The organism is Bradyrhizobium sp. 1 (assembly GCF_023073315.1).
In the GTDB taxonomy this organism is placed as follows: Bacteria; Pseudomonadota; Alphaproteobacteria; order Rhizobiales; family Xanthobacteraceae; genus Bradyrhizobium.
In genome coordinates this window covers 420,236-446,145 of the sequence record NZ_JADPJH010000033.1, presented here as the reverse complement: position 1 = coordinate 446,145, position 25,910 = coordinate 420,236, and the positions used below count along the sequence as shown (strand labels likewise).

General features: G+C 62.1%; 21 protein-coding genes. 10 read left to right on the top strand and 11 right to left on the bottom strand.

Going from position 1 to position 25,910, the window contains the following annotated elements; translation table 11 throughout:
* The first annotated feature begins 96 nt into the window (after nt 1–96).
* The 4 genes from IVB29_RS27120 to IVB29_RS27105 all read left to right on the top strand — a co-directional run bounded on the left by IVB29_RS27120 (nt 97) and on the right by IVB29_RS27105 (nt 5,085).
* Complete coding sequence (locus tag IVB29_RS27120) at nt 97–1,353, top strand: aromatic ring-hydroxylating dioxygenase subunit alpha (protein ID WP_247506470.1); 1,257 nt, start codon at nt 97–99, stop codon at nt 1,351–1,353.
* Nucleotides 1,354–1,363: 10 nt separating this feature from the next.
* Nucleotides 1,364–1,912 (top strand): aromatic-ring-hydroxylating dioxygenase subunit beta, encoded by a 549-nt coding sequence (locus tag IVB29_RS27115; RefSeq protein ID WP_247506469.1) that lies wholly within the window; start codon nt 1,364–1,366, stop codon nt 1,910–1,912.
* A gap of 340 nt (nt 1,913–2,252) precedes the next feature.
* Nucleotides 2,253–3,821 (top strand): long-chain fatty acid--CoA ligase, encoded by a 1,569-nt coding sequence (locus IVB29_RS27110; protein WP_247506468.1) that lies wholly within the window; start codon nt 2,253–2,255, stop codon nt 3,819–3,821.
* A gap of 76 nt (nt 3,822–3,897) precedes the next feature.
* Nucleotides 3,898–5,085, top strand: a complete 1,188-nt coding sequence (locus IVB29_RS27105) for an enoyl-CoA hydratase-related protein (protein WP_247506467.1) — start codon at nt 3,898–3,900, stop codon at nt 5,083–5,085.
* Between the two features lie 177 nt (nt 5,086–5,262).
* On the opposite strand, the gene IVB29_RS27100 is transcribed toward IVB29_RS27105, so the two are convergent.
* Nucleotides 5,263–6,246, bottom strand: coding sequence for a VOC family protein (locus IVB29_RS27100; RefSeq protein ID WP_247506466.1), 984 nt, complete (start codon nt 6,244–6,246; stop codon nt 5,263–5,265).
* Between the two features lie 146 nt (nt 6,247–6,392).
* On the opposite strand from IVB29_RS27100, the gene IVB29_RS27095 reads away from it, so the two are divergent.
* From IVB29_RS27095 to IVB29_RS27075, 5 genes are all read left to right on the top strand, one after another.
* The gene (locus IVB29_RS27095) at nt 6,393–7,184 is read left to right on the top strand and encodes a DNA-binding transcriptional regulator (protein ID WP_247506465.1); all 792 of its coding nucleotides are present in this window, start codon (nt 6,393–6,395) and stop codon (nt 7,182–7,184) included.
* Between the two features lie 77 nt (nt 7,185–7,261).
* Nucleotides 7,262–8,758 carry a bifunctional 3-(3-hydroxy-phenyl)propionate/3-hydroxycinnamic acid hydroxylase gene (locus IVB29_RS27090; RefSeq protein WP_247506464.1) on the top strand — a complete coding sequence of 499 codons (1,497 nt, stop codon included), beginning with the start codon at nt 7,262–7,264 and terminating at the stop codon, nt 8,756–8,758.
* Between the two features lie 24 nt (nt 8,759–8,782).
* Complete coding sequence (locus IVB29_RS27085; protein ID WP_247506463.1) at nt 8,783–9,634, top strand: fumarylacetoacetate hydrolase family protein; 852 nt, start codon at nt 8,783–8,785, stop codon at nt 9,632–9,634.
* A 57-nt stretch (nt 9,635–9,691) separates the two neighbouring features.
* A complete protein-coding gene (locus IVB29_RS27080; protein ID WP_247506462.1) occupies nt 9,692–10,894 on the top strand; it encodes an ABC transporter substrate-binding protein in 1,203 nt (400 codons plus the stop codon).
* A gap of 79 nt (nt 10,895–10,973) precedes the next feature.
* Complete coding sequence (locus tag IVB29_RS27075; RefSeq protein WP_247506461.1) at nt 10,974–12,182, top strand: ABC transporter substrate-binding protein; 1,209 nt, start codon at nt 10,974–10,976, stop codon at nt 12,180–12,182.
* 151 nt (nt 12,183–12,333) lie between these two features.
* Here IVB29_RS27075 and IVB29_RS27070 read toward each other — a convergent pair whose 3' ends face one another.
* The 6 genes from IVB29_RS27070 to IVB29_RS27045 are packed head-to-tail and all read right to left on the bottom strand — an operon-like array spanning nt 12,334 to nt 19,022.
* Nucleotides 12,334–13,494: an ABC transporter substrate-binding protein gene (locus tag IVB29_RS27070; RefSeq protein WP_247506460.1), complete on the bottom strand. Its 1,161-nt coding sequence runs from the start codon at nt 13,492–13,494 to the stop codon at nt 12,334–12,336.
* Between the two features lie 31 nt (nt 13,495–13,525).
* The gene (locus IVB29_RS27065; protein WP_247506459.1) at nt 13,526–14,572 is read right to left on the bottom strand and encodes a branched-chain amino acid ABC transporter permease; all 1,047 of its coding nucleotides are present in this window, start codon (nt 14,570–14,572) and stop codon (nt 13,526–13,528) included.
* Complete coding sequence (locus IVB29_RS27060; RefSeq protein WP_247506458.1) at nt 14,572–15,444, bottom strand: branched-chain amino acid ABC transporter permease; 873 nt, start codon at nt 15,442–15,444, stop codon at nt 14,572–14,574. The genes IVB29_RS27065 and IVB29_RS27060 overlap by 1 nt, the downstream gene beginning before the upstream one ends.
* Nucleotides 15,432–17,384, bottom strand: coding sequence for an AMP-binding protein (locus IVB29_RS27055; RefSeq protein ID WP_247506457.1), 1,953 nt, complete (start codon nt 17,382–17,384; stop codon nt 15,432–15,434). Before IVB29_RS27055 ends, IVB29_RS27060 begins: the two co-directional genes overlap by 13 nt.
* Nucleotides 17,371–18,177, bottom strand: coding sequence for an ABC transporter ATP-binding protein (locus IVB29_RS27050; protein ID WP_247506456.1), 807 nt, complete (start codon nt 18,175–18,177; stop codon nt 17,371–17,373). The genes IVB29_RS27055 and IVB29_RS27050 overlap by 14 nt, the downstream gene beginning before the upstream one ends.
* Nucleotides 18,174–19,022: an ABC transporter ATP-binding protein gene (locus IVB29_RS27045; protein ID WP_247506455.1), complete on the bottom strand. Its 849-nt coding sequence runs from the start codon at nt 19,020–19,022 to the stop codon at nt 18,174–18,176. Before IVB29_RS27045 ends, IVB29_RS27050 begins: the two co-directional genes overlap by 4 nt.
* A 409-nt stretch (nt 19,023–19,431) precedes the next feature.
* Here IVB29_RS27045 and IVB29_RS27040 point away from each other — a divergent pair, with 409 nt between their 5' ends.
* A complete protein-coding gene (locus IVB29_RS27040) occupies nt 19,432–20,067 on the top strand; it encodes a TetR/AcrR family transcriptional regulator (protein WP_247506454.1) in 636 nt (211 codons plus the stop codon).
* A 51-nt stretch (nt 20,068–20,118) separates the two neighbouring features.
* Here the strand turns inward: IVB29_RS27040 and IVB29_RS27035 are convergent, their stop codons facing one another.
* The 4 genes from IVB29_RS27035 to IVB29_RS27020 form a co-directional block, all read right to left on the bottom strand.
* Nucleotides 20,119–21,684 (bottom strand): long-chain-fatty-acid--CoA ligase, encoded by a 1,566-nt coding sequence (locus IVB29_RS27035; protein WP_247506453.1) that lies wholly within the window; start codon nt 21,682–21,684, stop codon nt 20,119–20,121.
* 61 nt (nt 21,685–21,745) lie between these two features.
* Nucleotides 21,746–23,866 (bottom strand): 3-hydroxyacyl-CoA dehydrogenase NAD-binding domain-containing protein, encoded by a 2,121-nt coding sequence (locus IVB29_RS27030; RefSeq protein ID WP_247506452.1) that lies wholly within the window; start codon nt 23,864–23,866, stop codon nt 21,746–21,748.
* Between the two features lie 11 nt (nt 23,867–23,877).
* Nucleotides 23,878–25,083 (bottom strand): acetyl-CoA C-acetyltransferase, encoded by a 1,206-nt coding sequence (locus IVB29_RS27025; protein WP_247506451.1) that lies wholly within the window; start codon nt 25,081–25,083, stop codon nt 23,878–23,880.
* 28 nt (nt 25,084–25,111) lie between these two features.
* The gene (locus tag IVB29_RS27020) at nt 25,112–25,900 is read right to left on the bottom strand and encodes an enoyl-CoA hydratase-related protein (protein WP_247506450.1); all 789 of its coding nucleotides are present in this window, start codon (nt 25,898–25,900) and stop codon (nt 25,112–25,114) included.
* Between the last annotated feature and the right edge of the window lie 10 nt (nt 25,901–25,910).

Genomic DNA, 25,910 nt, shown 5'->3' with positions numbered 1-25,910 from the left:
GGATTGACAGCCAGCGCCGCCGAAATTATAAACCGGTTGTCCGGTCTTTTAAAGAGGGGCTTAAAGACAGCCCCGGTATTAAGGAGGAGCGAGAGCATGGAGACGAGCCGTCGAACCCAGTGGGACGATCTGATCCAGCCCGGGATGGTGCACGGGTCGCTCTACCATGACGAGATGATCTTCAAGGATGAAGTGGAGAAGATCTGGTTCAAGACATGGGTCTATGTCGGCCACGAAAGTGAGGTCCCCAACAACAACGATTTCGTGACGAAGTCGATTGGCCCGATGCCCGTCCTGATGGTGCGGAACCGCAAGGGCAATATCGATCTGTTGCTTAATCGGTGCCCGCATCGAGGCAACGCCGTGTGCGTGCAGGAAAAAGGCAACCGCGCGTCGTTTACCTGTCCATACCATTCGTGGACGTTCGCCAACGATGGCACGTTGATGAACTACGCGTTCCCAGAAGGCTACAACGGAGCCGATAAATCCAAGCTCGGCCTCTCCAAAGTGCCCAGGGTAGCGAGTTATCGCGGCTTCGTCTTTGCTTCCATGGCGACCGAAGGCCCGACGCTGGCCGAGCATCTGGGTGGGGCGGCTCGCACCCTCGACCAGGCTTGCGACAATTCCCCGACCGGAGAGCTCGATCTCTGTGCGGGATTTCTGCATCATCGTGCGCGGGCCAACTGGAAGTTCATCCTTGAAAACGAATGCGACGGATACCATCCAGGCTTCGTTCATTCGTCGATCTTCTCGGTCTCCGACAGCGCGATCGGCTCGCTCTATGGAGCTGACGCCGTCGCCATCACCCGCGGCTTTGGCAACGGCCACACGGAAGTGGATCCGCGTCCTGAATTCCGCCGCCGAGACCAGCCAATGAGCTGGTTTGGCACCACCGCAGACAAGCTGCCTGACTACACAGCGCAGATGAACGCGGCCTATGGAGAAAAGCGCGCCCGCCAGATCATGATCGACGGGATGCCTCATGTCATGATCTTCCCCAACCTGTTCATCGCCGAGATTCAGATCTTCGTGATCCAGCCGGTGTCGGCGACGGAGTCAATCCAGCATGTGACGGCCATCCAGTTCAAGGACTCACCGGAGATCAATCGCCGGCTGCGGCAACAGACCATGGGCTCCGTGGGGCCCGCCGGCTTCCTGCTGGCCGATGACACCGAGATGTACGAGCGCAACCAGCGCGGGCTCGAGATCAGAAATCCCGAATATCTCTACTTGAAACGCGGTGAGCATCGCGAGCGGCGCGACGAGGATGGCTATCTCACCGGCCATTCGACCGACGACCTGCCGTCCCGGGAAATCTGGAAGCATTACCGTTCTTTGATGGAACCCTGCTGAAATGAATGCCATGACCGAAGCGATCGCCGCGCCCGATATCCTGAAAGAGTGGACGGGCAAGGAACTGTCCTACGCCAGCACCTTCGACCACGATCTGCACCACGAGGTAACGCAGTTTCTGTACCGGGAGGCCCGGCTTCAGGACACACACGAATACGACGCGTGGGAGTCCCTTTGGACCGACGACGGCGTGTACTGGGTCCCGGCCAACGGCACGGATACCGATCCGGAACGTGAAATGTCGTTCATTTACGACAACCGCTCCAGGATTGCGCTGCGCATTCGCCAGTTGAAGACCGGCCGGCGTCATTCACAGACGCCGCCATCGCAGCTTGCCAGGATCATTGCGAATGTCGAATTGTTGCGGTCCGACGGCTCGGAAATTGCCGTCGCGTGCAACTCGCAGATCTTCGAAACCAACCAGCGCGGCGATACGATGTGGGCCGCGCGATGCGTCTGCAAGCTGCGCCGGGTGCAGGGCGAGTTGAAGATGGCCTACAAGAAGGTCGTGCTCGTCAACAACAACAAGGCGATCTACACGATCTCTTTCCTCATCTGACGGACGGAGAGCCTCCGGAGCGCTCGCTTTGATCCTGATCGCGAGCGGGCAGGGATCACGACGTCCGGAGATCAAGCAGGCGGCGCCATTTCAAAGCGTACCGCATGATCGGTCAGTGCAAATTGCGGCCTTGCCGTTGTCCTTTGCCGTCGGCGTCTGCGCACCCTCGCTGACGGCAAGTTCGATGAGGTCGCGAAAATCTTTGTAAGTGGCGACTCTATCCACTTGATCATCCATTTTTTGATGCAATAATAGTCCGACGGGTCGGACTGTTATAAAGTTTCGCAACGTAAGAGCCAGCAGAGGCCAGCGACTTAGATTTTGCGGGGAGAAGGGACAAATGCAGCTTCAGTTAACCGAGGGCTTGCACCGGCAGTTGCGCCGTGCGCCGGACGCCGTGGCGACCGTTTTTGGGGACCGTCGTCAGACCTGGCGGCAGCTAGCGGATCGCGTGGCGCGCCTGGCCGCGGTGCTGCGCAGCGTGGGTATGACGGAGAACGACCGCGTCGCGATGTTGGCCCTAAACGCCGATCGCTATCTCGAATATATGCTCGGCGTGTGGTGGGGCGGGGGCGCGCTCAATCCAGCCAACACGCGCTGGAGTGCCGCCGAAGTTGCCTTCTCTCTCGATGATTGTGACACGCGCATCCTGCTGGTTGACGATCACTTCGCGTCCTGGTGCGGTGAGCTTCGTTCTCGCAGTCGCTCACTACGGACCATTATCTATATGGGCGAGGGCGATATCGCCCCGGAAGGGACACTGCATGCCGGGCGGCTGATGATGGATGCGCCGCCACAACCCGACCTGGGGCGCGGCGGTGAGAATCTTGCCGGTGTCTTTTATACGGGAGGCACGACCGGATTCCCTAAAGGGGTCATGTTGAGTCACAATGCGCTCCTCGGCAACGCCATCTGCAATCTGCTCGAGGTCAACTATGCTGATGATGAAGTAATCCTTGCGGTCTCGCCAATCTTCCATCAGGCCGGCATGTGTATTCTCATCCGCGCTCTGGTACGCGGATGCCGGACAGTCTACGTCGAAACTTTCGATCCGCCTATGGTGCTGAATGCGATTGCGCGCGAACGGGCGACGTTTACATTATTGGTGCCCACGATGCTGCAGCGGCTGATCGACCATGCAGAGTTCGAGACTTATGATTCGAGCAGCCTGCGCAAGATCGTCTATGGTGGGTCGCCGATCAACGAGCGCCTGCTCGGACAGCTTCTGAAGGCGCTTCCGAACGTCGACTTTTATCAGGGCTACGGCATGACTGAGACGGGGGGGCCGTGTACCATCCTGCCTGCGGCATGTCACCGCTCTTCCAACGCAGTCGAGCACGCCCGTCTGCGCTCTGCGGGACGTCCGGCCTGGGGTCTCGACATGCGCGTGACGGACAATGACGGTGCGGAGGTGCCCGTGGGAACGGTCGGCGAGATCGTGGCGCGTGGCATCGGCGTGATGCAGGGATACTGGAATCGCGAGAAGGAGACGCGCGACGCGTTCCGCGGCGGCTGGCTGCGATCGGGCGACATGGGATATTTCGATGGCGAAGGCTATCTATTCATCGTCGATCGCCTCAAAGACATGATCGTCTCAGGCGGAGAGAACGTGTACTCCGCTGAGGTCGAAAACGCGCTCTCACGCCACCCGGCCATCGCCGGTTGTGCTGTCATCGGAATTCCGAGCGAGCGCTGGGGCGAGCAAGTCCACGCCATCGTCGTGCTGCGCCAGGGGATGCAGGCGACCGCCGCCGAATTGCGCGATCACTGTCGCGAATACATCGCCGGATACAAGTGTCCGGTAAGCTTCGAGTTTCGCGAGGCCTTGCCCCTATCCGGAGCCGGTAAGCTCCTGAAGCACGAACTGCGCGCGCCGTATTGGGAAAGCCGGAACCGCAAAGTCGGCTGATCCAGCCAGGCACCCAGGCAAGGAATTGCGTTTTTATGAGTTTGCACCATTACTCACCTTAGCGGAGACATCTCCAATGCAAGCACGACCAGCCTCCGATCTCGCGCGCTCTCTGTACGCAGCCCTCGCTGCAGGTGATCGGCAGCAGCTCGACGCCCTGCTTCATCCCGAGTTCGTTGGGCAGATTGCCGAGGGCATGCCGTTCGGCATCGGCGGCCGGCACGAGAGCCCGTCTGCAATGCGACGAGATGGCTGGGGAGGGATCGCCCGGCATTTTTTCGCGCGTGCGGAGCCCGAGCGTTTTCTCGAGGTCGGGACAGACCGCCTCCTCGTCACCGGGCGCTATCGCGGCGAGGGCAAGCAGGGCGGGGCCGCCCTCGATGCGGCCTTCGCTCACCTCCTGACATTCGCGGACGGACGGATCCGCGCGCTTGAGCAGTACACCGACACAGCACGCTGGCGCGATGCCGCCAGTCCGTTGCGAACGGTCCTGCTCGATATCAAAGACGGGCTCGCGACACTGCGTCTCAATCGCCCTGATCAGGGCAACGCGATCAACGAGGAAATGGCTAAAGATCTGGCTGAGGCCGTGTCACAGATCGTCGAGGCCCCCAGCATTCGTGCGGTCATGATCTGCGGCAATGGGCCGAACTTCACCATGGGGGGTGACGTCAGCATGTTCGCAGGCACGGCGCCTGAGCGGCTGCCGGATCGGCTTCGCCGCATGATCGACCCCTATCACGTGGCCATCGAGCGGCTGACGAGTATGGATGCGCCGGTTGTGGCCGCAGTTCGCGGCGCCGCAGCCGGCGGCGGCCTCGGTCTTCTCTACGTCGCAGACATCGTCGTTGCGGCGGAGGACGCACGCTTCGCCTTGGGCTATGGCGGGCTGGGCCTGACATCGGATGGTGGCAACACCTGGTTTCTTCCGCGGATGGTGGGATTGAGGCGCGCACAAGAATTGTTCCTGCTGAACAGCCGCCTGAGCGCGCAGGACGCGCTCGAATACGGGCTGGTGTCGCGTGTCGTCTCCGACGATGCGGTCGAGGCGGAGGCCGCCGGCATTGCCGCCAAGCTCGCCGCGGGCCCAACCCGGGCGTACGGTGCCATGCGCCGCATGCTGCGCCAGTCATTCGAAACCGGCCTTGTGGAGCAGCTTCTGGCCGAGAACGACTCCATTGTTGTCGCGGCCGGAACCGACGACGCGCGGGAAGGGATAGCTGCCTTCACCGCCAAGCGCCGCCCGCAATTTCGCGGAAGCTAATCGGACTTCAATTGGTCTGCTGCCCAGCTAGCAGGTGTGCTCATAAACGTCTGTCTTATCAAGGCAGAGCGGAGGGACCAATTGGGCGTGATCCGGCGGCTTGTGGTCTAGAGCGGTCAAGCTACAAGGAATTCGAGTTCCGCGGTGACCCCCTCCAGACACTTTTTTGGCTGCGCATTATTCGCGTGCGATCACGGCATCCAGCCAAGCGCAATTAAGCGCTGGTACGTTTGGATCGGCCACGCGCACGCCGCGGGCTGCCGCATCGAGCCGCATGTCACGCAGGCGCTTGCGCTGTTCCTCCGGCATGTAGAGGCGCTCATGGCCCCACAGCGACGGCCCGTCGAAGGTCTCGTGCGGCTGCCAGGTACCGGGATCGATGATCCGTGCACCCCAGCCATATTCGATGAAGAAACCGGACGGCGTGTTCAGATAGAACGAGGTCATGTGATCGTTGGTGTGTCGTCCCAACGTGTAGGCGATGCGGCCGTCTTCGAGTTGCGCGAGGTCGTATCCTTGCCCGACGTCGTCGAGGCTGCCGAGCTCGACCATGAAATGATGCAGTGCCTTCCGCCCTGACCCAACCATCGCAAAGGAATGATGGCGGCCGTTGACGTGGAAGAAATAGAGGCCGTAGGGCTTCAGCCCGAAATCGGAGACGTGAAAGCCGAGCACGTCGCGGTAGAACGGCAGCAGCTGTTCGACATCCTCGACATTGAGCACGACGTGCCCCATGCCGAGCGCGCCGGTGCGAAAGCCGGAGATCGGGCGGCCGGGTCTGAACGGCTCGCTTGCAAGCTCCGGCTTGCAGAAGGCCTCGAGCCGGTTGCCGGCGGGATCGGCAAACGCGATCAGCTCGGCCACATGACGCTCGTCGGCGAGCGCGCGCGAGCCGCGCGTGACCTTGACGCCATGGCTTTCGAGCCGTCCTGCGAGTTGGTCTAGCTCAACGGTCGAGGGAACTTCCCAGCCCATCACCGCTAGCCCGGCATCACTGCTGCCGTCGACGATCAACCGCTGCTTGCGATCATCCATCCGGAAGGCGCGCATCTTGCCGCCGCGATCGACCTGCTGCATGCCGAGCAGCCCGGTCGCCATCTGTCCCCACTGGTCGAGCTGCGACGAATTGATGCCGATATAGCCGAGCGCGGTGATTTCCATCGAATTCCTCCCGAGAGCATCGCCTCCGCCGCACTGCGCCGAACTTGATACCGGCCGCGGACGCTCCTACGGTGGCATCCCGCAATCGCTTCACTTCGCAATGACGATAATCGGGGGGCGAAGCCGCACAAGGGAGGAAATGCGAGGTGTCCAAGGAGCGGACGCGGAACGGCCAACCGCGCCAGTCGGAGGGCGTCCGCGCCTTCAAGCGCGGGCTGGACGTGCTGCAGGAGGTCAACCGCTCCGGCGGCATCCGCGCCGGCGACGTCGCCCGCGCGCTCGATCTGCCCCGTCCGACCGTCTACCGCCTGCTCGAGACGCTGGAGGAACTCGGCTATGTCGCCCGCAGCGCCAGCGACGACCGCTTTCGCGTCACCCGCCTCGCCCTCAGTCTCGGGGATGGCTACGACCCCGGCGTGGTGATCTGCCAGGCGGCCGCGCCTTATCTTGCCGAGCTCAGCAAGAGCCTGGTCTGGCCGGTCGATCTCTCCACCTACGAGAACGCAGCGATGGTGGTGCAGGAGACCACCCATTCGCGCAGCCCGCTCTCGATCGACCGCGGCATGATCGGCAAGCGCCTGCCGATGCTGCGAACCTCCGCGGGCCGCGCCTATCTCGCCGCCTGCCCCATGCGCGAGCGCGACCTCATCATCAGCCATCTCCGCCGCATCGACGAGGCCGACGACCGCCCCTTCCTTGACGAGGGCCGCCTCGACCGTATGATCGCGGAGACGGCCGCGCGAGGCTACGCCATCCGCACCGAAGGCGAGTACAATCCCAAGACAGCCTCGATTGCCGTGCCCATTGTCCGCAACGACGCCGTGTTCGGCTGTATCTCCATCATCTGGATTCGTTCGGCGCTGGGCATCGAGGAAGCGATGGCGCAGTTCGTCGGCAGGCTTCAGGAGACGGCGGCGGCTATTCCGGTCGAGGTCTAGTCCAGGGCCGTCCGCTGGGTGGACACTTTGCGCGACGCGGTTGAAGCGGTGGCACCCCCTGGGGAAGAGATAGCCCCATGCAGGATAAATCCGCCCCCGAGGAGTTTGACGTTGTGATCGTCGGCCGTGGCCCGGTCGGCGCCGCGCTTGCCAATCTTCTCGGCCTCTGCGGCGTGCGGACGCTGGTACTCGAGCGCGAGGCGCGGACCTATCATCTGCCGCGCGCGGTGCATTTCGACGACGAATGCATGCGCGTGTTCCAGACCATTGGCCTTGCTGACGCCATTCTGCCCCGCGTCATCCTCAGCCCCGGCATGCTCTTTCTCGACGCCGACGGCAAAATGCTGCTGGACTGGTCGCGGCCGCAGACGCTGACGCCGATGGGCTGGAACCTCAGCTACCGCTTCCACCAGCCCGATCTGGAGGATGTGCTGATCGGCGGCCTCGCGCGCTGGCCGCATGTCAGCATGCGCAGCGGCTGCGAGGTGTTCGCTCTCGATCAGGACGAAACTGGCGTGCGCGTCCGCTACGAGGATCTTTCCAATGGAAAGCTCAGCGAGGTCCGCACCGGCTATGTGATCGGCTGCGACGGAGCGCGCTCTCTGGTTCGCCGCTTCATCGGTTCCGGCATGGACGATCTCGGCTTCCACGAGCGTTGGCTGGTGATCGACGTGCTGCTCAAGCGCGCGCGCGACGATCTCGGTGACTACAGTATCCAGCATTGCGACCCGCACCGGCCGGCGACCTATGTGCGCGGTACCGGCACGCGGCGGCGCTGGGAGATCACGGTCCTGCCGGACGAGGATTCGAACGACGTCGCGCAGCCGGCAAAGGTCTGGGAGTTGTTGTCACGCTGGATCACGCCCGGGGATGGCGAACTCGAGCGCGCCGCGGTCTACACTTTTCATTCCGTCATCGCGCAGCAATGGCGCCACGGCCGCCTGCTGCTCGCCGGCGATTCTGCGCACCAGACCCCGCCCTTCCTGGGCCAGGGCATGTGCGCCGGCATCCGCGATGCCGCAAATCTTGCCTGGAAACTCGCTGCGGTCAGTCGCGACGGCGCCTCGTCAGATATGCTCGACACCTATCAAAGCGAGCGCCAGCCGCATGTACGCGAGTTCATCGAGCTCGCCATTCGCCTCGGCGGCGTCATCAATACCAGGGCGATCGAAGCTGGCCTGGCCGCCGGGCAGGCGCGTGAAAATGCGCCCGTGAAGCTCGAAGTGAAAAAACCCGTGCTCGGCCCTGGGCACGCGCTCGGCGACCTGCCGCTCGCCGGACATCTCGCGCCGCAGTTCACGCTGAATGACGGCAGTCGCGGCGACGACCGGATCGGCTACAGCCATGTCCTCCTCGTCGAGAGCGCGACGCATCTCGCTCTCTCGCGGCCCGGCATCAAGATCCTGACCAACGACGATGCCGACGGGATCGGACGCTGGCTGCGCGAGCACGGCATCACCGCCGCGCTGGTTCGCCCCGACCGCTATATCCGCGGCACCGCCCGTAACGATGCCGAGTTCAACCGGCTCATCTCCGCGATCACGCGCCCCACCGACGTGCCGTCAGCGGCCTGACCAAACACCTCTCAAGGACACCTCATGAAGCTGCTCTCTTTCATCGCCAGCGGCCGAGCCTCCTTCGGCGCCGTCAAGGACAATGGCGTGGTCGATCTCGGTAGGCGCATGGCGCCCTGTACCACGCTGCGGCAGTTGCTCGAATCCGGCCACGTGGCCGAAGCGGCAAAGCTGGTCGCGTCCACCGCACCCGATCATGCACTCGACACCATCAGCTTCGCCCCCGTCATCCCCGATCCCGGCAAGATCATCTGCGTCGGCCTCAACTACCGCGACCACGTCGCCGAAACCGGCCGCACCGTCACCGAGAAGCCGGCCCTGTTCGTGCGCTTCCCGTGCAGCCAGGTCGGCCATCTCCAGCCCATCGTCAAACCCAAGGTAAGCGACGATTTCGACTATGAGGGGGAGCTCGCGCTCGTGATCGGCAAGGAGGGCCGCCACATTCCCGCGAGCGGCGCGCTCGATCATATCGCCGGCTATGCCTGCTACAACGAAGGCAGCATCCGCGACTGGCAGCGCCACACCAGCCAGTTCCTCTCCGGCAAGACCTTTGCGGAGAGTGGCAGCTTCGGCCCATGGTTGGTCACGGCGGACGAGATCCCCGATCCGTCGAAGCTCACGCTTCAGACCCGGCTGAACGGCAAGGTCGTGCAGGACACCACCACCGATCTCCTGATCACCGCGATCCCCGACCTGATCGCCTATATCTCGACGATCTGCGCGCTCGTCCCCGGCGACGTCATCGTCACGGGCACGCCGGGCGGCGTGGGCGCCAAGCGCACACCGCCTTTGTGGATGCGTCCCGGCGACACCGTCGAGGTCGAAATCTCCCGCATCGGAATTTTGCGCAACAAGGTGATCGCCGAACCGGCCTGACCGCCACCGAGACGATCCCGAAAAGGGACACATCCGGCATCCAAGAGAGGAAACAATATGAACGGCTTGGTGCGCGCACTCATCCTGACCGCGGCAATCCTGGCTACGACAGCCGCTCATGCCCAGCTCTCGGACGATGTAGTCAAAATCGGCGTGCTATCGGATATGACCGGGCCCTCGTCCACGCCAACCGGTCAAGGCTCTGTCACCGCGGCTCAGATGGCCATCGACGATTTCGGTGGCAGCGTGTTGGACAAGCCGATCAAGCTGATCGTCGGAGATCATCAGATAAAGCCTGATATCGGGGCTGCCATCGCGCGACGATGGTACGACACCGAACAGGTCGATCTCATCGTGGATGTTCCCGTTTCGGCGGTGGGGCTCGCCGTGCAAACGGTCGCGAGCGAGAAGAAGAAGTTGCTCATCGTCACCGCGACCGGAACGGCGGATTTTCACGGCAAGTTCTGTTCGCCCTACACCATGCAATGGGTATTCGACACGCACGCGCTTGCCGTCGGAACGGCCCAGGAGGTGGTAAAGCGCGGCGGCGACACCTGGTATTTCCTCACCGACGACATTGCATTCGGCCACGCGTTGGAACGTGACGCCACCGCCGTGATCAAGCGCGAGGGCGGCAAGGTGCTGGGATCGGCCCGGCCGCCGTTCGGAACCACCGACATGTCCTCATTCGTGCTTCAGGCGCAGGCGTCGAAAGCGAAGATCATCGGAATCGCGGGCGGCCCACCGAACAATGTGAACGAGATCAAGACCGGCGGTGAATTCGGCCTCTTTCAGGGCGGACAGCAGATGGCTGCCCTGCTTGCGCTGATCACCGACATCGATGCGCTTGGATTGCAAAGCGCCCAGGGCTTGCTGCTGACGACCGCCTTCTACTGGGACATGGATGAGCAGACGCGGGCCTGGTCGAAGCGCTTCTTCGCGAAGATGCAGCGCATGCCGACGATGTGGCAAGCGGGCGTCTATTCCGCGGTCATGCATTATCTCAATGCGGTCAAGGCAGCCGGGACCGACGATCCCGGCAAAGTCGCAAGCAGGATGCGCGACACGCCGATCAACGACTTCTTCGCGCATGGTGGCAAGCTTCGGGCCGACGGCCTCATGGTGCACGACCTCTGGCTCGCTCAAGTCAAGACGCCCCAGGAATCGAAATACCACTGGGACTACTACAAGCTCCTGACGAGAATTCCCGGCGACCAGGCCTTTGGTCCCGAGGATCCCGCCTGCAAGATCGTCAACTGAAGCACACTTTGCGTCATCGCGCGGGCCCATTCAGGGCGGCGATTGCCGCGCTCACCTTCAACCGGGATCGAGAGACATCATGGACATTCATCGCAAGAGACTCACCGCCGTCCTGCTGGTCACGCTGTCGCTCGCAGGCACTGCGCGCGCCGAGATCAAGGGCGACGCCATCCGCATCGGCGTCCTTACCGACATGAACGGCATCTTCGCGACAGCGATGGGCCCGGGCTCGGTCGAGGCGGCACGGATGGCGGCGGAAGAGTTCGGCGGCAAGATCAACGGCAAGCCGATCGAGATCTTGCAGGCCGACCACCAGAACAAGCCGGACCTCGCGGCCTCGCTCGCGCGAAAATGGTTCAGCGACGGCGTGCAGGCGATCGCGGACGGCGGCAGCTCCGGCGCGGCGCTTGCCGTGCAGGAGCTCGTGCGCGGCAACGGAAAAATCTTCCTCGTCTCCGGCGCCGGGGCCAACCAGCTCACCGATGAGGCCTGCGCACCGTCGAGCGTGCAGTGGACCCAGGACGCCTATTCGACCGCGACCGCGGTCGTCTCCGGCGTCATGCAGACCAGCAAGGAGCCGTGGTTCTTCATCACCGGTGACTATGCCTTCGGCCATTCGATCGAAGCTACCGCCCGCGACCGTATCGCGACGCTCGGCGGCAAGGTCGCCGGCAGCGTCAAGGCCCAGCTCGGCACGCCCGACTACTCATCGTTCCTGCTCCAGGCGCAGTCCTCGGGCGCCAAGATCCTCGCGATCAATGTCGCCGGCGATAACGCCACCGCGATCAAGCAGGCCGAGGAGTTCGGCCTCGCCGACCAGGGTATGAAGATCGTGCCGATGTCATTCCAGAACGTCGACATCGAGGCCGTCGGCCTGAAGGCCACGCGCGGCGATCTCATCGTCACCTCGTTCTTCGAGGACGTTTCACCGGCGGCCCGAAAGTTCTCGGATGCGTTCTACGCGCGACGCAAGGCGATGCCGTCCCAGATCCAGGCCGGCGTCTATTCGGCGGTGCGACACTATCTGCAAGCCGTGAAGGATTCCGACTCCGACGACGGCGCGACCGTGATGACCAGGATGAAGGCGACGCCGGTGTCGGACGCCTACACGCCCAACGGCCGTATCCGCGAGGACCAGCGTATGGTGCATGATCTTTATCTGGTGCAGGTCAAGACGCCCGAGGAATCCAAAGGCCCGTGGGACTTCGTCAAGCTGGTCGCAACCATTCCGCCGGACCAGGCCTTCCGCCCGCTAGACCGCAGCAAGTGCAGCCTGGTTGGCAAGTAGAGCGCCATCAGGCCAAACTGTCGCCTCGGTGGCTGTCGACTTCTGTCAGTTAGTCGACCAGCAACTCCCGCTTGTCGGAAGCCATCTGCTCTTCGGTTGACGTGGCGGCAACCCGGATATCAGACGGCCAGCCGCCTAATGAGCACACTCCCTAGTAGGCCGGCTTGAAGCTGAGGCTGGAGAAATCCGCCTGCATGATCTTCAGCTTCTGGTTGGAGAAGCGGACGCCGGCACCGAAGCTGATCGGCGCCATCACCCCGGTTTCGACGTTGGAGGTCTTCTCCAGCTCCGCGATCGTACAGGCCCAGCTCGGGTCCTTGCCGCAGCGCGCGATGGCGCCGATCAGGACCTTGGCTGCGGCGTAGCCAGCCATCGTGTAGCGATTGATCCCCTTGAACTCAGCTTCCGAGAGCAGCGGCTTGGCCTTCTCGAGGAAGGCCTTGCCGGCTTCGCCCGCGAAGGGCTCGACATAATCGACCGCGTAGATGCCGTCGCCCGCGGGCCCCATCAACTTCAGCACAGGCTCGACGCGGCCCGGCCAAAAGATGCCGATGACCGGCTTGGCGTTGAGCTTCTCCAGCTCCTTCATCATCGCCACATTTTCCGCGATGATGCCGCCGGCCAGAAAGACCTCGGCGCCGGCCTCCTTGAGCTGGAGCATTTCGGATGAAAAGTCCTGCTGACCCTTCTTGTAGCTGCCGCTGAAGACGACGTTGAGCTTCTTGGGCTCTACCATGGAATCGAAGCCGTCGTGCACAGCGATGCCGTAATCGTCGTCCTGCGTGATCAGGCCCCACTTCTTGCCCGGGTTCTTGTCGGCGAGAAAGGCGACCAGATGCCTGATCCCTTCCTCGTAGGACTGCCCGACGATGAACACGTTCTTGCGCGGCGGCTCCCAAAGCGGCTTCACCGGCGCCACGTCGATGACCGTCGGGATGCCCGCCTTCTCCAGCACCGGCATCGCCGCGATGGATTGGCCAGAGCCTGACAGGCCGACAAGGGCGAATACCTTGTCGACGTCAACGAGCTTGCGCACGCCTTGGATGGTGCGTGCGGTGACATAGCCGTCATCCTCGAGGACGTATTTGATCCTGCGACCACTGATGCCGCCCGCGGCGTTGGCCTCCGCGATTGCGACCTTGTGTCCGATCGAAGCCGCAACTCCGAGGAGCGCGGGCGGGCCTGTCAACGGTTCGATGTCGCCGATCAGGATTTCGGTCTCGGTGATGCCCGGCTCGGCCGCGGCAGTGCCTATGGCGCCGGCGTGGATGGCAGTCGCCAGCAGCATTGCTGCTGCACAAGTCTTGATCATGGTCTCCTCCCTCATTGATTGTTTCGTGGTCTCAATACCGCAGTGGCCAATTCACCCAGCATCGCTTGATGTCGTGCCAGGCGCCGACCAGGCCGCGCGGCTGAAAGCGCAGGAACAGGATGATGACGAGGCCATAGAGCATGCTCTTCAGCTCCTGTGCGCCGGTGGTGAACATGGCGTCCATCTGCGCGCTGAACAGGTTGAACAGCAGCCGCGCGACCTCGGGCAGGAGCACGATGAAAATGGTGCCGAGCACGACGCCGAGCGCGGAGCCCAGCCCACCCACGATGAGGATCGCCAGCGCCTCGATGCTCAGGAGGAACGGAAAGCCCTCGACACTGACAAAGGACAGGTAAATGCCATAGAGCGCGCCGGCGAGCCCGGTGATGAAGGCCGATGTCACGAAGGCAAGCAGCTTGTAGGCATGCAAATTGATGCCCATGACCCGCGCGGCGGTGTCGTTGTCGCGGATCGCGACGAGGGCCCGCCCGACACGGCTGCGCCGGATATTAAGCGTGGCGAGCAAGGCGAGGAGGGCAAAGCCGAGGCAGAGATAGGTGAAGGCTGCGTCGCTGTCGAAGCTGATCCCGAACAGGGTGGGGCGCTGCAGCGAAATGCCGCGCGCGCCATTGGTGAGCCATCGCGCCTCCAGGATCAGCGTGTTGATGAGGAAGGAAAAGGCCAACGTGGTGATTGCCAGATAGAGCCCCTTCAGCCGCAGCGAAGGCGCCCCGACGACGAGGCTTGCGATGGCCGGAACCATACCTGCTGCGACGAAGCCCGCGATCGGAGGCAGGCCGTATTTCGAGACGGCGACGGCATAGGCATAGGCGCCGGTGACGAGGAAACCGACATGACCGAGCGAGATCAGGCCGGTATATCCAGTTAGGATGTTGAGGCCGAGCGCGCCGACCACGGTGATCAGGATCATGATCAGGAAGGACAGCGCATAGGCGTTGAGGAAGAAGGGCGCCAGGATGAGTGCGAGCAGCAGTACGGCCGACCACAGCCATACCGGCGGTGAATCGGTCAGCGCGACGAGCTCGCCATAGCTTTGCTTGAAATCGCCGGTACGCATCAGACCCTCTCGATGTCGCGTTCGCCGAAGATCCCGAACGGCCGGATCATGAGCACGATGATGATCATGAGGAAGCCCGCGACCTCCTTCATGCCGGAACTGACATAGCCGCCGGCGAGGTTCTCGGTGACGCCGATCAACAGGCCGCCGAGCCCGGAGCCGAGCACCGCGTCGAGGCCGCCGAGGATGGTGGCCGGAAAGGCCTTCAGCCCGAGCTGGAACATCGCGGGCGACAGATCGTAGGACATCGCGAAGAACACGCCGGCGATGCCGGCGATAGCCGACGAGGCTGCCCAGGCGAAGCCATGGACGCGCGGCGCGCTGATGCCCATCAAGAGCGCGGTGCGGTCGTCGGCCGCTACTGCCCGCATCGCGATGCCGAACTTGGAGTAGCGGAAGAACGCCCAGATGCCGGCGATCAGGAGCAGCAAGGTCGTGATGACGGCGATCTGGCCGGTGCGCACGCCGATGGAGCCGATGCGGACGACGTGGCGGCCGACGCCGAGATCGAGCGCGTGAGGATAGGCGTCCCAAATGAAGTTGATGGACGAGCGCAGGATCACGGCGAGCCCAATCGTCACCATGACGGTCGAAAACACCGGCTCGCCCAGCATCGGCCGCATCACCACGCGCTCGATGACGAGGCCGAGCAGGACCGCCGCGACGATCGCGCCGAACGCTACCACGAAAACGTTGCCGCTGATCGTGGTCGAGATGGTCCAGGCGACATAGGCGACGATCATCGTCATTTCGCCCTGCGCGAAGTTGACGAGACCGGTCGATTTGTAGATCACCGCGAAGGCCATTGCGATCAGGCCATAGATGGCGCCGACAGCAAGACCGGAGATCAGAAGCTGGATCAGGTACTGCATCGGTCCTCCGTCGGATAGATGATGGCGAGTTCGCGCGCGAACTTCTTCTCGATCATGGCGCGCCGAACCTTCTGCGTTGCGGTCAGTTCGCCGTCGTCATGGTCGAGCTCCTTCTCCAGGATCGCGAAGCGGCGGATGTTCTCGACGCGGGCGAAGCGCTTGTTGGTCTCGTTCACGATCCGGTCGATAAGCTCGTGCACCTCGTGCAGTTGCGACAGTGATTTGTAGTTGGTGTAGGCGAGCGCGCGATCCCGCGCCCAGCGGCCGACATTGTCGTAGTCGATCTGGATGATCGCGCCGAGATATTTGCGGGCTTCACCGACCACGATCGCTTCCTTGATAAATTCGGAATCCTTCAGCGTGTTCTCGATCTCGGACGGCGCGATGTTCTTGCCGCCGGCGGTGATGATGATCGCCTTCTTGCGGTCGACCACCGCGATCTCTCCATTGTCGATGACCTCGACGATATCGCCGGTGCGCAGCCATCCGCCCGGCTCGATCGAGGCGTTCGAGGCCTTCTCGTCGAGGAAATAGCCTTTGAACACGCCGGGATTCTTTAGGAGGATCTCGCCGTCGGAATCGCGCTTCCATTCGGTCTGCGGCATGGGTACGCCGCAGCCGCCGATGCGATGATGGGTCTCGCTCTGGACGAAGGCAACGCCCCCGGATTCGGTCAGGCCGTAGCCCTGCGACACCGGCCGGCCGATGATGTCGAAGAAGCGCAGCGTCTCCGGGGAGATCGAGGCGCCGGCGCATAGCCGGTGGCGGCTGAAGGCAAGCCCGAGATGCCGCTGCATGTTGCGGAACATCAGGAGGTAGAGCACGCCGTAAAGCAGCCGGTCGCCCCAGGAGTTCTGCCCGCGCTGGCGGCGATCGGATAGCGTTCGTCCGAGCGCGAGGCAGGCGTGGGTGACGCGCTGGCGCAGCCGTCCGCTCTCGCCGAGCTTGAACAGGAAGTTCTGTTGCAGCTTTTCATAAATGCGGGGAACGCCGACGAAGAAGGTTGGGCCGATCTCGCGGATGTTGAGCGCGACGGTGTCGATCGACTCGGCGAAGCTGACGATGCCGCCGAGCACGAGCTGCATCACCTCCGAGTAGCAGCGCTCGGCGACGTGGCAGAGCGGCAGGTAGCAGACGGAGTCGAATTGCTTGTCGGCGACGCCGACCGCGCGGGCGTAGGTGTAGGCCGAGTAGGTCAGGTTGCGGTGGGTGAGCATCGCGCCTTTCGGCGGGCCGGTGGTGCCGGACGTGTAGACCAGAATGCAGGTGTCGTCCGGCGAGCCCTGCGAGATCAGGCGGTCGAGGGTCGCGTTCGCGTCCGGGTGCTCGGCGGCATAGGCGCGGCCGAGCTCGCACAGCCCGTCGAACGACATGAGCTGCTCCTGGCCGTAGTGCCGAAGACCCTTCATGTCGATGCAGACGATCGCCTCGAGCGCGGGCAGGCCGCCCTCTCTCGCCATGGCTTCCAGCACCTTGTCGGTCTGCTCCTGGTCGCCGGTGACAACGATGCGGGAGCCGGAGTGCCGGGCGATGTATTGCAGTTCGACCCAGGGATTGGTCGGATAGATGCCAACCGCGATGGCGCCTATCATCTGGGTGCCGAGGTCGGCATAGAACCATTCCGGCGTGTCCTCGCCGGCAATCGCCACCCGGTCGCCCGGCTTGATGCCGAGCGAGAGCAGGCCGAGCGCGACCGCGCGCGCGGTTTCGTAATAGTGCCGCCAGGAATAGCGGTTCCAGATACCGTATTCCTTCTCGCGCAGCGCCAACCTGTCGCCGTGCAGGGCGGCGCGTTCGCGCAGCAACTGCGGCAGGGTGATGGCGGCGCTCTGCAGCGCGTGCTGCAGTGACGCAGGCGACGCGGCCTCGCGGCCAACGCTATGCTTGGCACCGGTCGATGGTGCCGATTGAACCGTCCGCAACATGTCAAGCATCGACATGGGAATCCGTCTTTGCCTGGCCGCGGGAGCGATGTCCGCCGAGATAAGCCTCGGCAACAGCCGGATCGCGCCGAATGTCATCAGGCGTCCCGCCGGCGATCTTGCGGCCGAAATTCAGGACGTGGACGCGGTCAGAGATGTCCATCACAATCCGCATCTCGTGTTCGATCATGACAACGGTGATGCCGAGCTCGTCACGGATGTCGAGCACGAAGCGAGCGATATCCTCGGTCTCTTCCTGGTTCATACCGGACACCATCTCGTCGAGCAGCAGGAGCTTCGGCTCGCAGGCGAGTGCGCGGGCGAGCTCGACGCGCTTCTGATGTCCGTAGGACAGGGTGCCGACGACGGCGTCACGGACATGTTCGATCTCGAGGAATTCGATGATTCGTTCGACGTATCTGCGCGCCTCGATCTCCTCCTTGCGCGTTCGGCCGAAGTACAGCACGGAATCGAGAACGGTCGAGCGAAGGTGGGTGTGGCGGCCGGTGAGGATGTTTTCGACAGCCGTCCCATGCTTAAAAAGTGCGAGATTCTGGAAGGTGCGGCCGATCCCTATTGCCGCAAAGCGCGAAGGCGATACGCGAGAAAGGTCTGTCCCGTTGAACACGATGCGACCACTGCTCGGACGGAGCACACCGCTGATGATGTTGAACAGCGTCGTCTTCCCGGCGCCATTGGGGCCGATCACGCTGCAGATCTCCCCGGCCATCACCGACAAATTGATGTCGGCGACGGCCTTCAGGCCGCCGAAGCTCTTGCTGAGGTTTTCGATCGAGAGCAGGGGAGTCACGAGAGCCACCTCTTGCGCCGCTTGTAGTGCTTGACCTCACGCATGCTTTTCCTGCCGGAGCCAGACATGCCGAGATAGAATTCCTGTACGTCCTGGTTGGCGCTGAGTTTGCACGGGGGACCATCGAGGACGACCCGTCCGGTCTCGAGGATGTAGGCATAGTCGCAGATGTCGAGCGCGCGTTGTGCGTTCTGCTCAACAAGCAGCACCGTCAATTTCAACTCGTCGCGCAGTTTAGCGATCACCTCGTAAATGCGGTCGATGATCAGCGGCGCAAGCCCGAGCGAAGGCTCGTCGAGCGCCAGCAGCATTGGACGGGTCATTAAGGCACGCCCGATTGCCAGCATTTGCTGCTCGCCGCCGGACATGTAGCCCGCGATCTGGTCGCGCCGTTCGTAGAGACGCGGAAACAGGCCGAACACCTTCTCGCGCTGCTCCCGGATCTCGGCGGCGCTTCTCGTGTATCCTCCCATCTGCAAGTTTTCGTCGATCGTAAGCGCCGGGAATACGCGGCGACCTTCGGGCACCTGAACGATGCCGCGACGGACAAGCTCGTCAGGAGCGAGGCTATCCACGCTTGCGCCGCGAAAGCTGATCGAGCCATTTTCGAGCCGGCCCTCCTCGGTATACAAAATTCCGGACATCGCCTTCAGCAGCGTCGATTTGCCGGCTCCATTGGAGCCAAGCAGGCCGACGATCCCGCCCGCCGGCACCGCGATGCTGACGTCACGGATGGCTTCGATCGCATTGTCGTAGACGATGCGAACGTTGCGAAACTCGAGCATTCCCTCGCGCGCTGAGGTGGGGGGATCGCTGCTCGGGTGAGGCTGCGACGAGGCGATCATGGCTCGAACCGACCTGATCCGACCGCGCAAGGCCGTCGTGCCCAGCAAAGACCTGCCCCTGGGGCGATATTGCCATTTCTGATCGTCGGGCCATCCTTGCAGATGCGGGCCAGCCGAACCGCCAAGCACGACTCGCCCATGGCAACCGCGGTCGCAATGATATTTCGCTCGAGCCTCAGCACGGCATCCTCCCCCGAAAAGCGCCGGCGGTAGGATCCCCCGGTCAGTCTGCTATTGGTTTGCATTATAATATAATCCGGCCGACCGTTCAAACAATTTTTTCTCCGGATACCAGCCTCTTGGGGAGAAATATCGTTGCGCCCTTCCAGTGTCGGAAGTAACCAAAAACATCCGGGAGATTCATTTCGCGGCCTTCAGAATTCGGGCGGCCGAAAATCGAAAGACCACGATGGCGCGGACTCGCTCTGAGAACTACGACGACATTCAGCACGGCATTCTGACCGCCGCATGCGAACTATTTGCCCAACAGGGCTACATGCGCGCCTCGATCGCCGAACTCGCCGAAGCCTGTCGCCTGTCGCGGGGAGCGCTCTATCACTACTTCCAGTCCAAGGAAGCGATCTTGTTCGCGATTCTCGATGGCCATGTCCGGCGGATGATCGCCGACGTCGGAGCTGCAATCGCGGGCGAGTCCACGACGCTCGACCAGTTTCGCGCGGCCATCCGCGCCATCGTCGAGCTCAACGCGCGCTCATCGAACGAGCAGCGGCTGATCCTGAACGACCTGTCGTTTCTGAGTGAATCCGAGCAGACCGCCATCAGGTCGCTCGAGCGGCAGATCGTCGACATCGTCTCCGATCTCCTGACCCGCTTGGACAAGGAAGGCAAGATCGTCAAGCGAACTAAGAAGATCTACGCAATGATGCTGTTCGGTATCCTCAATTTCAGCCATACTTGGTTTGACCCAGCGGGCGGCATCACTCCGACCGAATTCGCAGATATGGTCGTCGACCAATTCTTGTATGGATTCACCGCGCCTGCGCCCCGAGTGGCAAAGAAGAACGTCCTTCGGCAAGGTGCGTGAGCGCTTTCTGTCGCACGGTTCCAAGGCAAGCGGGCTGAGCGCCAGTCATAATCAACTCACGTTGCGGTTGATCCCGTTCCAATACTGTTCTCTTAATACACGCTTTAGCACTTTACCGGATGCATTCCGCGGCACCTCCGTAACGAAGTCGACGCTCTTAGGACATTTGAAGGCACCTAATCGCGAACGAGCGAAGGCGATGAGCTGGTCTTCGGATAAGTTCTGTCCGGCCCGTAGCACGATGGCAGCCTTCACCGCTTCGCCCCAATTCGCGTCAGGAACGCCGAAAACCGCGACATCTGCCACAGCGGGATGTTCGATCAGGACCCGCTCGACCTCAGCCGGATAGACATTCTCGCCGCCGGAGATGACCATGTCCTTCAGCCGGTCCAGAATATAGAGATAGCCGTCACCATCGAAATATCCGATGTCACCCGTGTGATACCATCCGTCCTTTAAGGCAGCACTGGTGGCTTCGGGATGATTCCAATATCCTGCCATCACCGCTTCGCAGCGAATCTGCACCTCCCCAGGCTTGCCTGTTCGTGCTGGCTTGCCATCGGAATCGATAATCCGGACCTCGACCCCTGGCAGGCAACGTCCACACGACGTTAGACGAACAGTGTTCTGCGGGTCGTGATCCGAGGGCAAGAGTGCTGTTCCAACCGTTGCAGTCTCCGTCATGCCGAAAAGCTGAAGCAGCACCGGGCCGATGGCTTCAATCGCCCTCTGCAGCACTCCTGACGCGATCGGCGAGCCGCCGTAAGTCAACGTTCGCAAACTTGAAAAATCGATCGTCGCAAGGTCAGGATGTTCGACTACCGCCTTAATGATAGCCGGCACGAGGCCAAGTCGGGTCACCGGTCCCGGCGCGTTTCTGAAGGCCTCGAAGATCAGGGTCGGCTGGGCTTCGCGGACCACGATAACAGTGCCGCCCGCGCAAGGGCTGTTGAGGCCAAACACAACCCCTCCTGCATGGAAGACCGGTAGCGGTAGCACGCAGATGTCATCTTCGCGCCAACTGCCAAGGGGGGCGGTCTGGCTGAGCTTCGTCGAGAATAGCAGATTGCGGTGGGTAAGCTGCGCTCCCTTTGGAAGCCCGGTCGTACCAGAAGTGTAGAGCTGGAGGATGACGTCATCGCTTGCGATGGGGCGGCTCGGATCCAATTCAGACTGTCCCGCGATCCATTCGTGAAATGAGGGTACCCCTTCGACAGAATCTTCCGTTCCAACGATCGCCAGAAGGCTGGGACACTCGCTGCGGATAGCGTCAATGAAAGGTCTGAATTCGGGGCCGATGAACAGCAGCCTGCAGTCCGCGTCCTTCAAGATGAAGCAGATTTCGGGAAGCGCAAGTCGCCAGTTTATCGGAACGAGGACCGCTCCAATTCTCGCGCAGCCGAACAAGGCGTGAAAGAAGACGTCCGAATTCTTTCCGAGATAAGCCACGCGGGCTCCAGTCGGAGCACCCGCGCCTTCAAGCGCATTGGCGACACGATTAGATATCAGGTCCCATTGTGCGTAGGTGGTCCGCCGCGTCTCATACTGTAGCGCGATGTGCGATGGTGAAGTTACTGCATATCGGCGCGGAATGTCCGCTAGCGACTGGAAATCCATAACTTCTGCCCAATGCTTGTTCGAGAGTTTGGCGCCTGTGGGAGCCAAACTCTCAGATGTTCTAGTGAAACGTCCGGCCGCTCGCCGCCATGTCGCGTAAGATTTGCGGAACCGCGTACCGCTCCGGCATATGTTGAGCCAGTCGGTCGCAGACCGTAATCATCTGCGGCAAGCCCACGGTGTCGATCTGCCCCAACACGCCGCCCAGGAACGACGGGAAGCCCCAGCCGAGCAGGGAACCGATATCCGCGTCACGGACGCTCACGATTCCCTCGCCGACGCAACGAGCAGCTTCGAGTGACTGCGAGTACATTAGGCGCTCGTGGACCTCCTCGACGCTGGGCTGCTTTTCCGCACGAGGGAAATGCTCCGTGAGCCCTGTCCATAGCTTTCGTTCGCCGTCTGACGGATAATCGTAGAAGCCACGTCCCGCCTTCCGACCGAGTCTCCCGAATTGCTCGACCATGGCGATCAAAACGGCGTCCTGGGGTTGCGCGCAATAGGAGCTGCCTTGGTCTGCACGTGCCTGTTTCATGGCCTTGTAGAGGAGCTCGACCGAAACCTCGTCTATCAGGGCCAGTGGTGGCATCGGCATGCCGGCTTTGCGGCCGGCGTTTTCGATCAAATTGGGATTCACGCCTTCCGCCAGCATCGTCATCGCCTCATAGGGATACATTGCGAAGGCCCTGTTTGCGTAGAAGGAGGGGCAGTCGTTGACAACGATGGGCGTCTTTCGGATCCGCCTGGCAAAATCGAGCGCCTCTGCGATCGTTTCCTCGCTCGTGCCGGCGCCGCGGATGATCTCCACCAGTGGCATCTTCTCGGCCGGTGAGAAGAAATGCATCCCCACGAACCTCGCCGGGCGCTTTGAAACCGTGGCTAGACCGCCAATGGGAAGCGTCGACGTGTTCGAGGCGAAGATGGCATCGACGCGCATCGCGGCTTCAGCCTTACGCGTCACCTCGGCCTTGATCGCGCGATCCTCGAAGACCGCTTCGATCACGAGATCGCAATCCGCCAAGTCGGAATAATTCGTCGTCGGAATCACGCGCCCGAGCGTCGCGTCCCGCACCGACTCGTCAATGCGTCCTCGCGCGACCTGTCCCTCAAGAATGGCCGCGCCGTATGCCTTGCCCTTCTCGGCCGCGTCCCCGCTGACGTCGAGTAACACGACTTCAAGACCAGCGGTCGAGGCTACGTGTGCAAGGCCTGCACCCATCATGCCGGCTCCGAGGATTGCGACCTTCTTGAAGGAGCGTTTCGGGACGTCCTTTGGACGCCCGGCAAGCCGATTCGCATCATTCATGTCGTAAAAGAGGACGCGGATCATGTTCTTGGTCGACTGCGAGATCGCGAGTCGCGCGAATTGACGTTGTTCGATCTTCAAGCCGGAGTCGATGTCAACCTGGCACCCATCGTACACGCAGGCCAGAATTGCCTCTTGTGCCGGATAGTTGCCTTGGGTCTTTGCCAATAGGGCTCCGGATGCCCCAAAGAAGATCTGTATGGGCCCTGGGCTCTGTGGCGAGCCGCCGGGAAACCGAAAGTCCTTTCGGTCCCATGGCTTGATCGCAGCCTCTGCAGGAGCCGAAAGAAGCCAAGCACGGGCTCGCGAAAGCAATTCGCTCGAGGGCACCACAGCGTCCACGATTCCGGCTTCGAACGCCTTGGCCGGATCCGCCTTTCGGCCCTCGAGGAGATAGGGCAGGGCCTTCTTGATGCCGATCATCCGCGGCAGGCGCTGCGTTCCGCCAGCAGCGGGCAGCAGCCCAATCGTGACCTCCGGCAACCCGAGCTGGATGTTGGGATCATCCGCTACGATTCGATAATGGCACGCCAGACAGATCTCTAAGCCACCCCCAAGTGCGCTGCCGTTGACCGCCGCAACGAATGGCTTCTTCGAAGTCTCCAACCGGCGCAGTATCCGCGAGACGGGTCCTGAGCAGTCCATCGACTGCGCGACGTCTCGGATGTTTCTGATCAGATCGAGGTCTCCGCCAGCGACGAATTCGGGACGAGAAGACGTCACGATGACGCCCTTCACGCTCGGGTCGCTGATGGCCCGTTCTACAGCTTTGGTGAAGGCTGCGATCGACGCCTGGTTGAGGACGTTCATGGGGCGGTCCGCAACGTTCCAAGTCAATGTCGCAAGACCGTCCGCATCGAGCTGGTAATCAATCATATCCGTTTTCCTCAGACGCGTTCGATGATCATCGCAATGCCCATGCCTCCGCCGATGCAGAGAGTCACGAGGCCGGTGGAAAGGTCGCGTCGCTCGAGCTCATCTAGCACCGTGCCCAATAGCATACCGCCGGTCGCGCCAAGCGGATGTCCCATGGCGATCGCGCCGCCGTTGACGTTGACTTTGTCTGCTGGAATATCAAGGCCTTGGATGAAGCGGAGTACGACAGCCGCGAAAGCTTCGTTGCATTCAAACAGATCAACGTCGCGCACAGACATCCCGGCACGTTTCAGCACTGCCTCGGTCGCCGCTATGGGGCCAGTCAGCATGATCGTAGGCTCGCTGCCCACCGTTCCGAACGTGCGCACCCGCGCACGAGGCTTTACACCGAGGCTACTGGCAGCAGCGCGGCTGCCGATCAAGACCGCGGAAGCACCGTCGACGATGCCAGACGAATTTCCGGCGTGGTGGACGTGCTCGATCGCGCCGAGCTCGGGGTAGCGCTGAAGGGCCACGCTATCAAAGCCCATTTGCCGACCCAAAATGTGGAACGAAGGTTCTAACGAGGCGAGGGATGCCACAGTCGTATCGGCCCGCACATGCTCGTCCCTCTCCAGAAGCGCCAAACCGTTTACGTCGCGCACCGGAATGATCGAGCGGGCAAAGCGGCCCTCCTGCCATGCGGTAGCTGCACGGTGCTGGCTCTGAGCAGCGTAGGTATCGACGTCCGAACGTGAAAATCCATACAGTGTAGCAATCAGATCCGCAGAGACGCCTTGCGGGATGATGCGATTGGGAATTGTGATCTGCGGATCGGTCACCCATGCGCCGCCGCCTACGAACATGGGTACGCGCGACATGCTTTCGACGCCGCCGGCGATCATCAATTCGGCCTGTCCGGCGACAATCATCGCCGACGCGAAATTGCACGCCTCTAGTCCCGACCCACAAAACCGGTTGAGCTGAACACCTGGCACCTGCGAAAAGCCGGCCGCAAACGTGGCGGCCTTGGCGACGTCGGAAGCCTGCTCAAGCGATGGCTCGCCGCAGCCCAGTATCACGTCAGCGATCTGGTCGGGCGAAAAACCGTTGCGCTCCTTTAGCGCCAATAACGTTTGTGCCGCTAGCCGTACGGGGCCGATCTCGTGCAAGGCTCCGCTTTGACGTCCCTTGCCGCGGGGCGTGCGTACCGCATCCAGAATAAAGGCGTCGTTCATACTTGAGTTTCCTAGTGAGGAAGAACGGCTAGCGCCCTTCGAATTTCGGCGCACGCCGCTGTTGAAAGGCGCGAATGCCTTCCTTGAGATCCGCGGTTTCGAAGACGCGCTGGAGTTGACGGCCCTCATGAGCAACGATTTGATCGAAATCGCCTGCGGCGAGCAGAATTTCCTTGCTCAGGCGGAACGCGGCCGTCGGACCTTCGGCTATCGACAGAGCTAGTTCGTCAACGACTGCATTGACCGATCCTGCTTCCGTCGCGCGGTTGATCAATCCAATTTGCGCGGCTTCCGCGCCGGTGATCAAGCGACCGGTGTAGATCAGCTCGGCTGCTTTTGCGTGCCCAAGGCGACTGAGAAAGAAATAGTGCGTGGCGGTGTCCGGAACCATGCCGATTCCCCGGAACGGGCTGCCCACGCGCGCATCCTCGTCCATCACACATATGTCGCAACACAGCGCAAGGCCGAGACCGAAACCGAGCGCCACTCCAGCCACGGCCGAGATCGTCGGCACAGGCAGCGTGCGCAACTTATGGCAAAACGGCGCCACCAGGTTAGTGATCATCGCCATCGGGTCGTCCTTCCCGGGATCGATCGAAGTCACGTCCCAGCCTGCCGAGAACGTGCCGCGTGCGCCACGCAGTACGATGCAGCGAGCATTTGCCGCTATGGCTTCATCCACAGCGGCCTCAAGCTGATCGACGTCTGCAACGCGAAAGCTGTTTTTTGGCTGCGCCAGGTCGAATTCGATCCTCGCGACGCCACGATCCCATGTTGTCTTGATGCCAGGTGCGCTGGCGCGAGGCGAGTCTGTCATGCCGGCACGG

What these genes read in the sequence shown, in the direction of transcription:
- IVB29_RS27120 (WP_247506470.1), top strand. Translation starts at nt 97, where the DNA reads ATGGAGACGAGCCGTCGAACCCAGTGGGACGATCTGATCCAGCCCGGG.
- IVB29_RS27115 (WP_247506469.1), top strand. Translation starts at nt 1,364, where the DNA reads ATGACCGAAGCGATCGCCGCGCCCGATATCCTGAAAGAGTGGACGGGC.
- IVB29_RS27110 (WP_247506468.1), top strand. Translation starts at nt 2,253, where the DNA reads ATGCAGCTTCAGTTAACCGAGGGCTTGCACCGGCAGTTGCGCCGTGCG.
- IVB29_RS27105 (WP_247506467.1), top strand. Translation starts at nt 3,898, where the DNA reads ATGCAAGCACGACCAGCCTCCGATCTCGCGCGCTCTCTGTACGCAGCC.
- IVB29_RS27100 (WP_247506466.1), bottom strand. Translation starts at nt 6,246, where the DNA reads ATGGAAATCACCGCGCTCGGCTATATCGGCATCAATTCGTCGCAGCTC.
- IVB29_RS27090 (WP_247506464.1), top strand. Translation starts at nt 7,262, where the DNA reads ATGCAGGATAAATCCGCCCCCGAGGAGTTTGACGTTGTGATCGTCGGC.
- IVB29_RS27085 (WP_247506463.1), top strand. Translation starts at nt 8,783, where the DNA reads ATGAAGCTGCTCTCTTTCATCGCCAGCGGCCGAGCCTCCTTCGGCGCC.
- IVB29_RS27080 (WP_247506462.1), top strand. Translation starts at nt 9,692, where the DNA reads ATGAACGGCTTGGTGCGCGCACTCATCCTGACCGCGGCAATCCTGGCT.
- IVB29_RS27075 (WP_247506461.1), top strand. Translation starts at nt 10,974, where the DNA reads ATGGACATTCATCGCAAGAGACTCACCGCCGTCCTGCTGGTCACGCTG.
- IVB29_RS27070 (WP_247506460.1), bottom strand. Translation starts at nt 13,494, where the DNA reads ATGATCAAGACTTGTGCAGCAGCAATGCTGCTGGCGACTGCCATCCAC.
- IVB29_RS27065 (WP_247506459.1), bottom strand. Translation starts at nt 14,572, where the DNA reads ATGCGTACCGGCGATTTCAAGCAAAGCTATGGCGAGCTCGTCGCGCTG.
- IVB29_RS27060 (WP_247506458.1), bottom strand. Translation starts at nt 15,444, where the DNA reads ATGCAGTACCTGATCCAGCTTCTGATCTCCGGTCTTGCTGTCGGCGCC.
- IVB29_RS27055 (WP_247506457.1), bottom strand. Translation starts at nt 17,384, where the DNA reads ATGTCGATGCTTGACATGTTGCGGACGGTTCAATCGGCACCATCGACC.
- IVB29_RS27045 (WP_247506455.1), bottom strand. Translation starts at nt 19,022, where the DNA reads ATGATCGCCTCGTCGCAGCCTCACCCGAGCAGCGATCCCCCCACCTCA.
- IVB29_RS27040 (WP_247506454.1), top strand. Translation starts at nt 19,432, where the DNA reads ATGGCGCGGACTCGCTCTGAGAACTACGACGACATTCAGCACGGCATT.
- IVB29_RS27035 (WP_247506453.1), bottom strand. Translation starts at nt 21,684, where the DNA reads ATGGATTTCCAGTCGCTAGCGGACATTCCGCGCCGATATGCAGTAACT.
- IVB29_RS27030 (WP_247506452.1), bottom strand. Translation starts at nt 23,866, where the DNA reads ATGATTGATTACCAGCTCGATGCGGACGGTCTTGCGACATTGACTTGG.
- IVB29_RS27025 (WP_247506451.1), bottom strand. Translation starts at nt 25,083, where the DNA reads ATGAACGACGCCTTTATTCTGGATGCGGTACGCACGCCCCGCGGCAAG.
- IVB29_RS27020 (WP_247506450.1), bottom strand. Translation starts at nt 25,900, where the DNA reads ATGACAGACTCGCCTCGCGCCAGCGCACCTGGCATCAAGACAACATGG.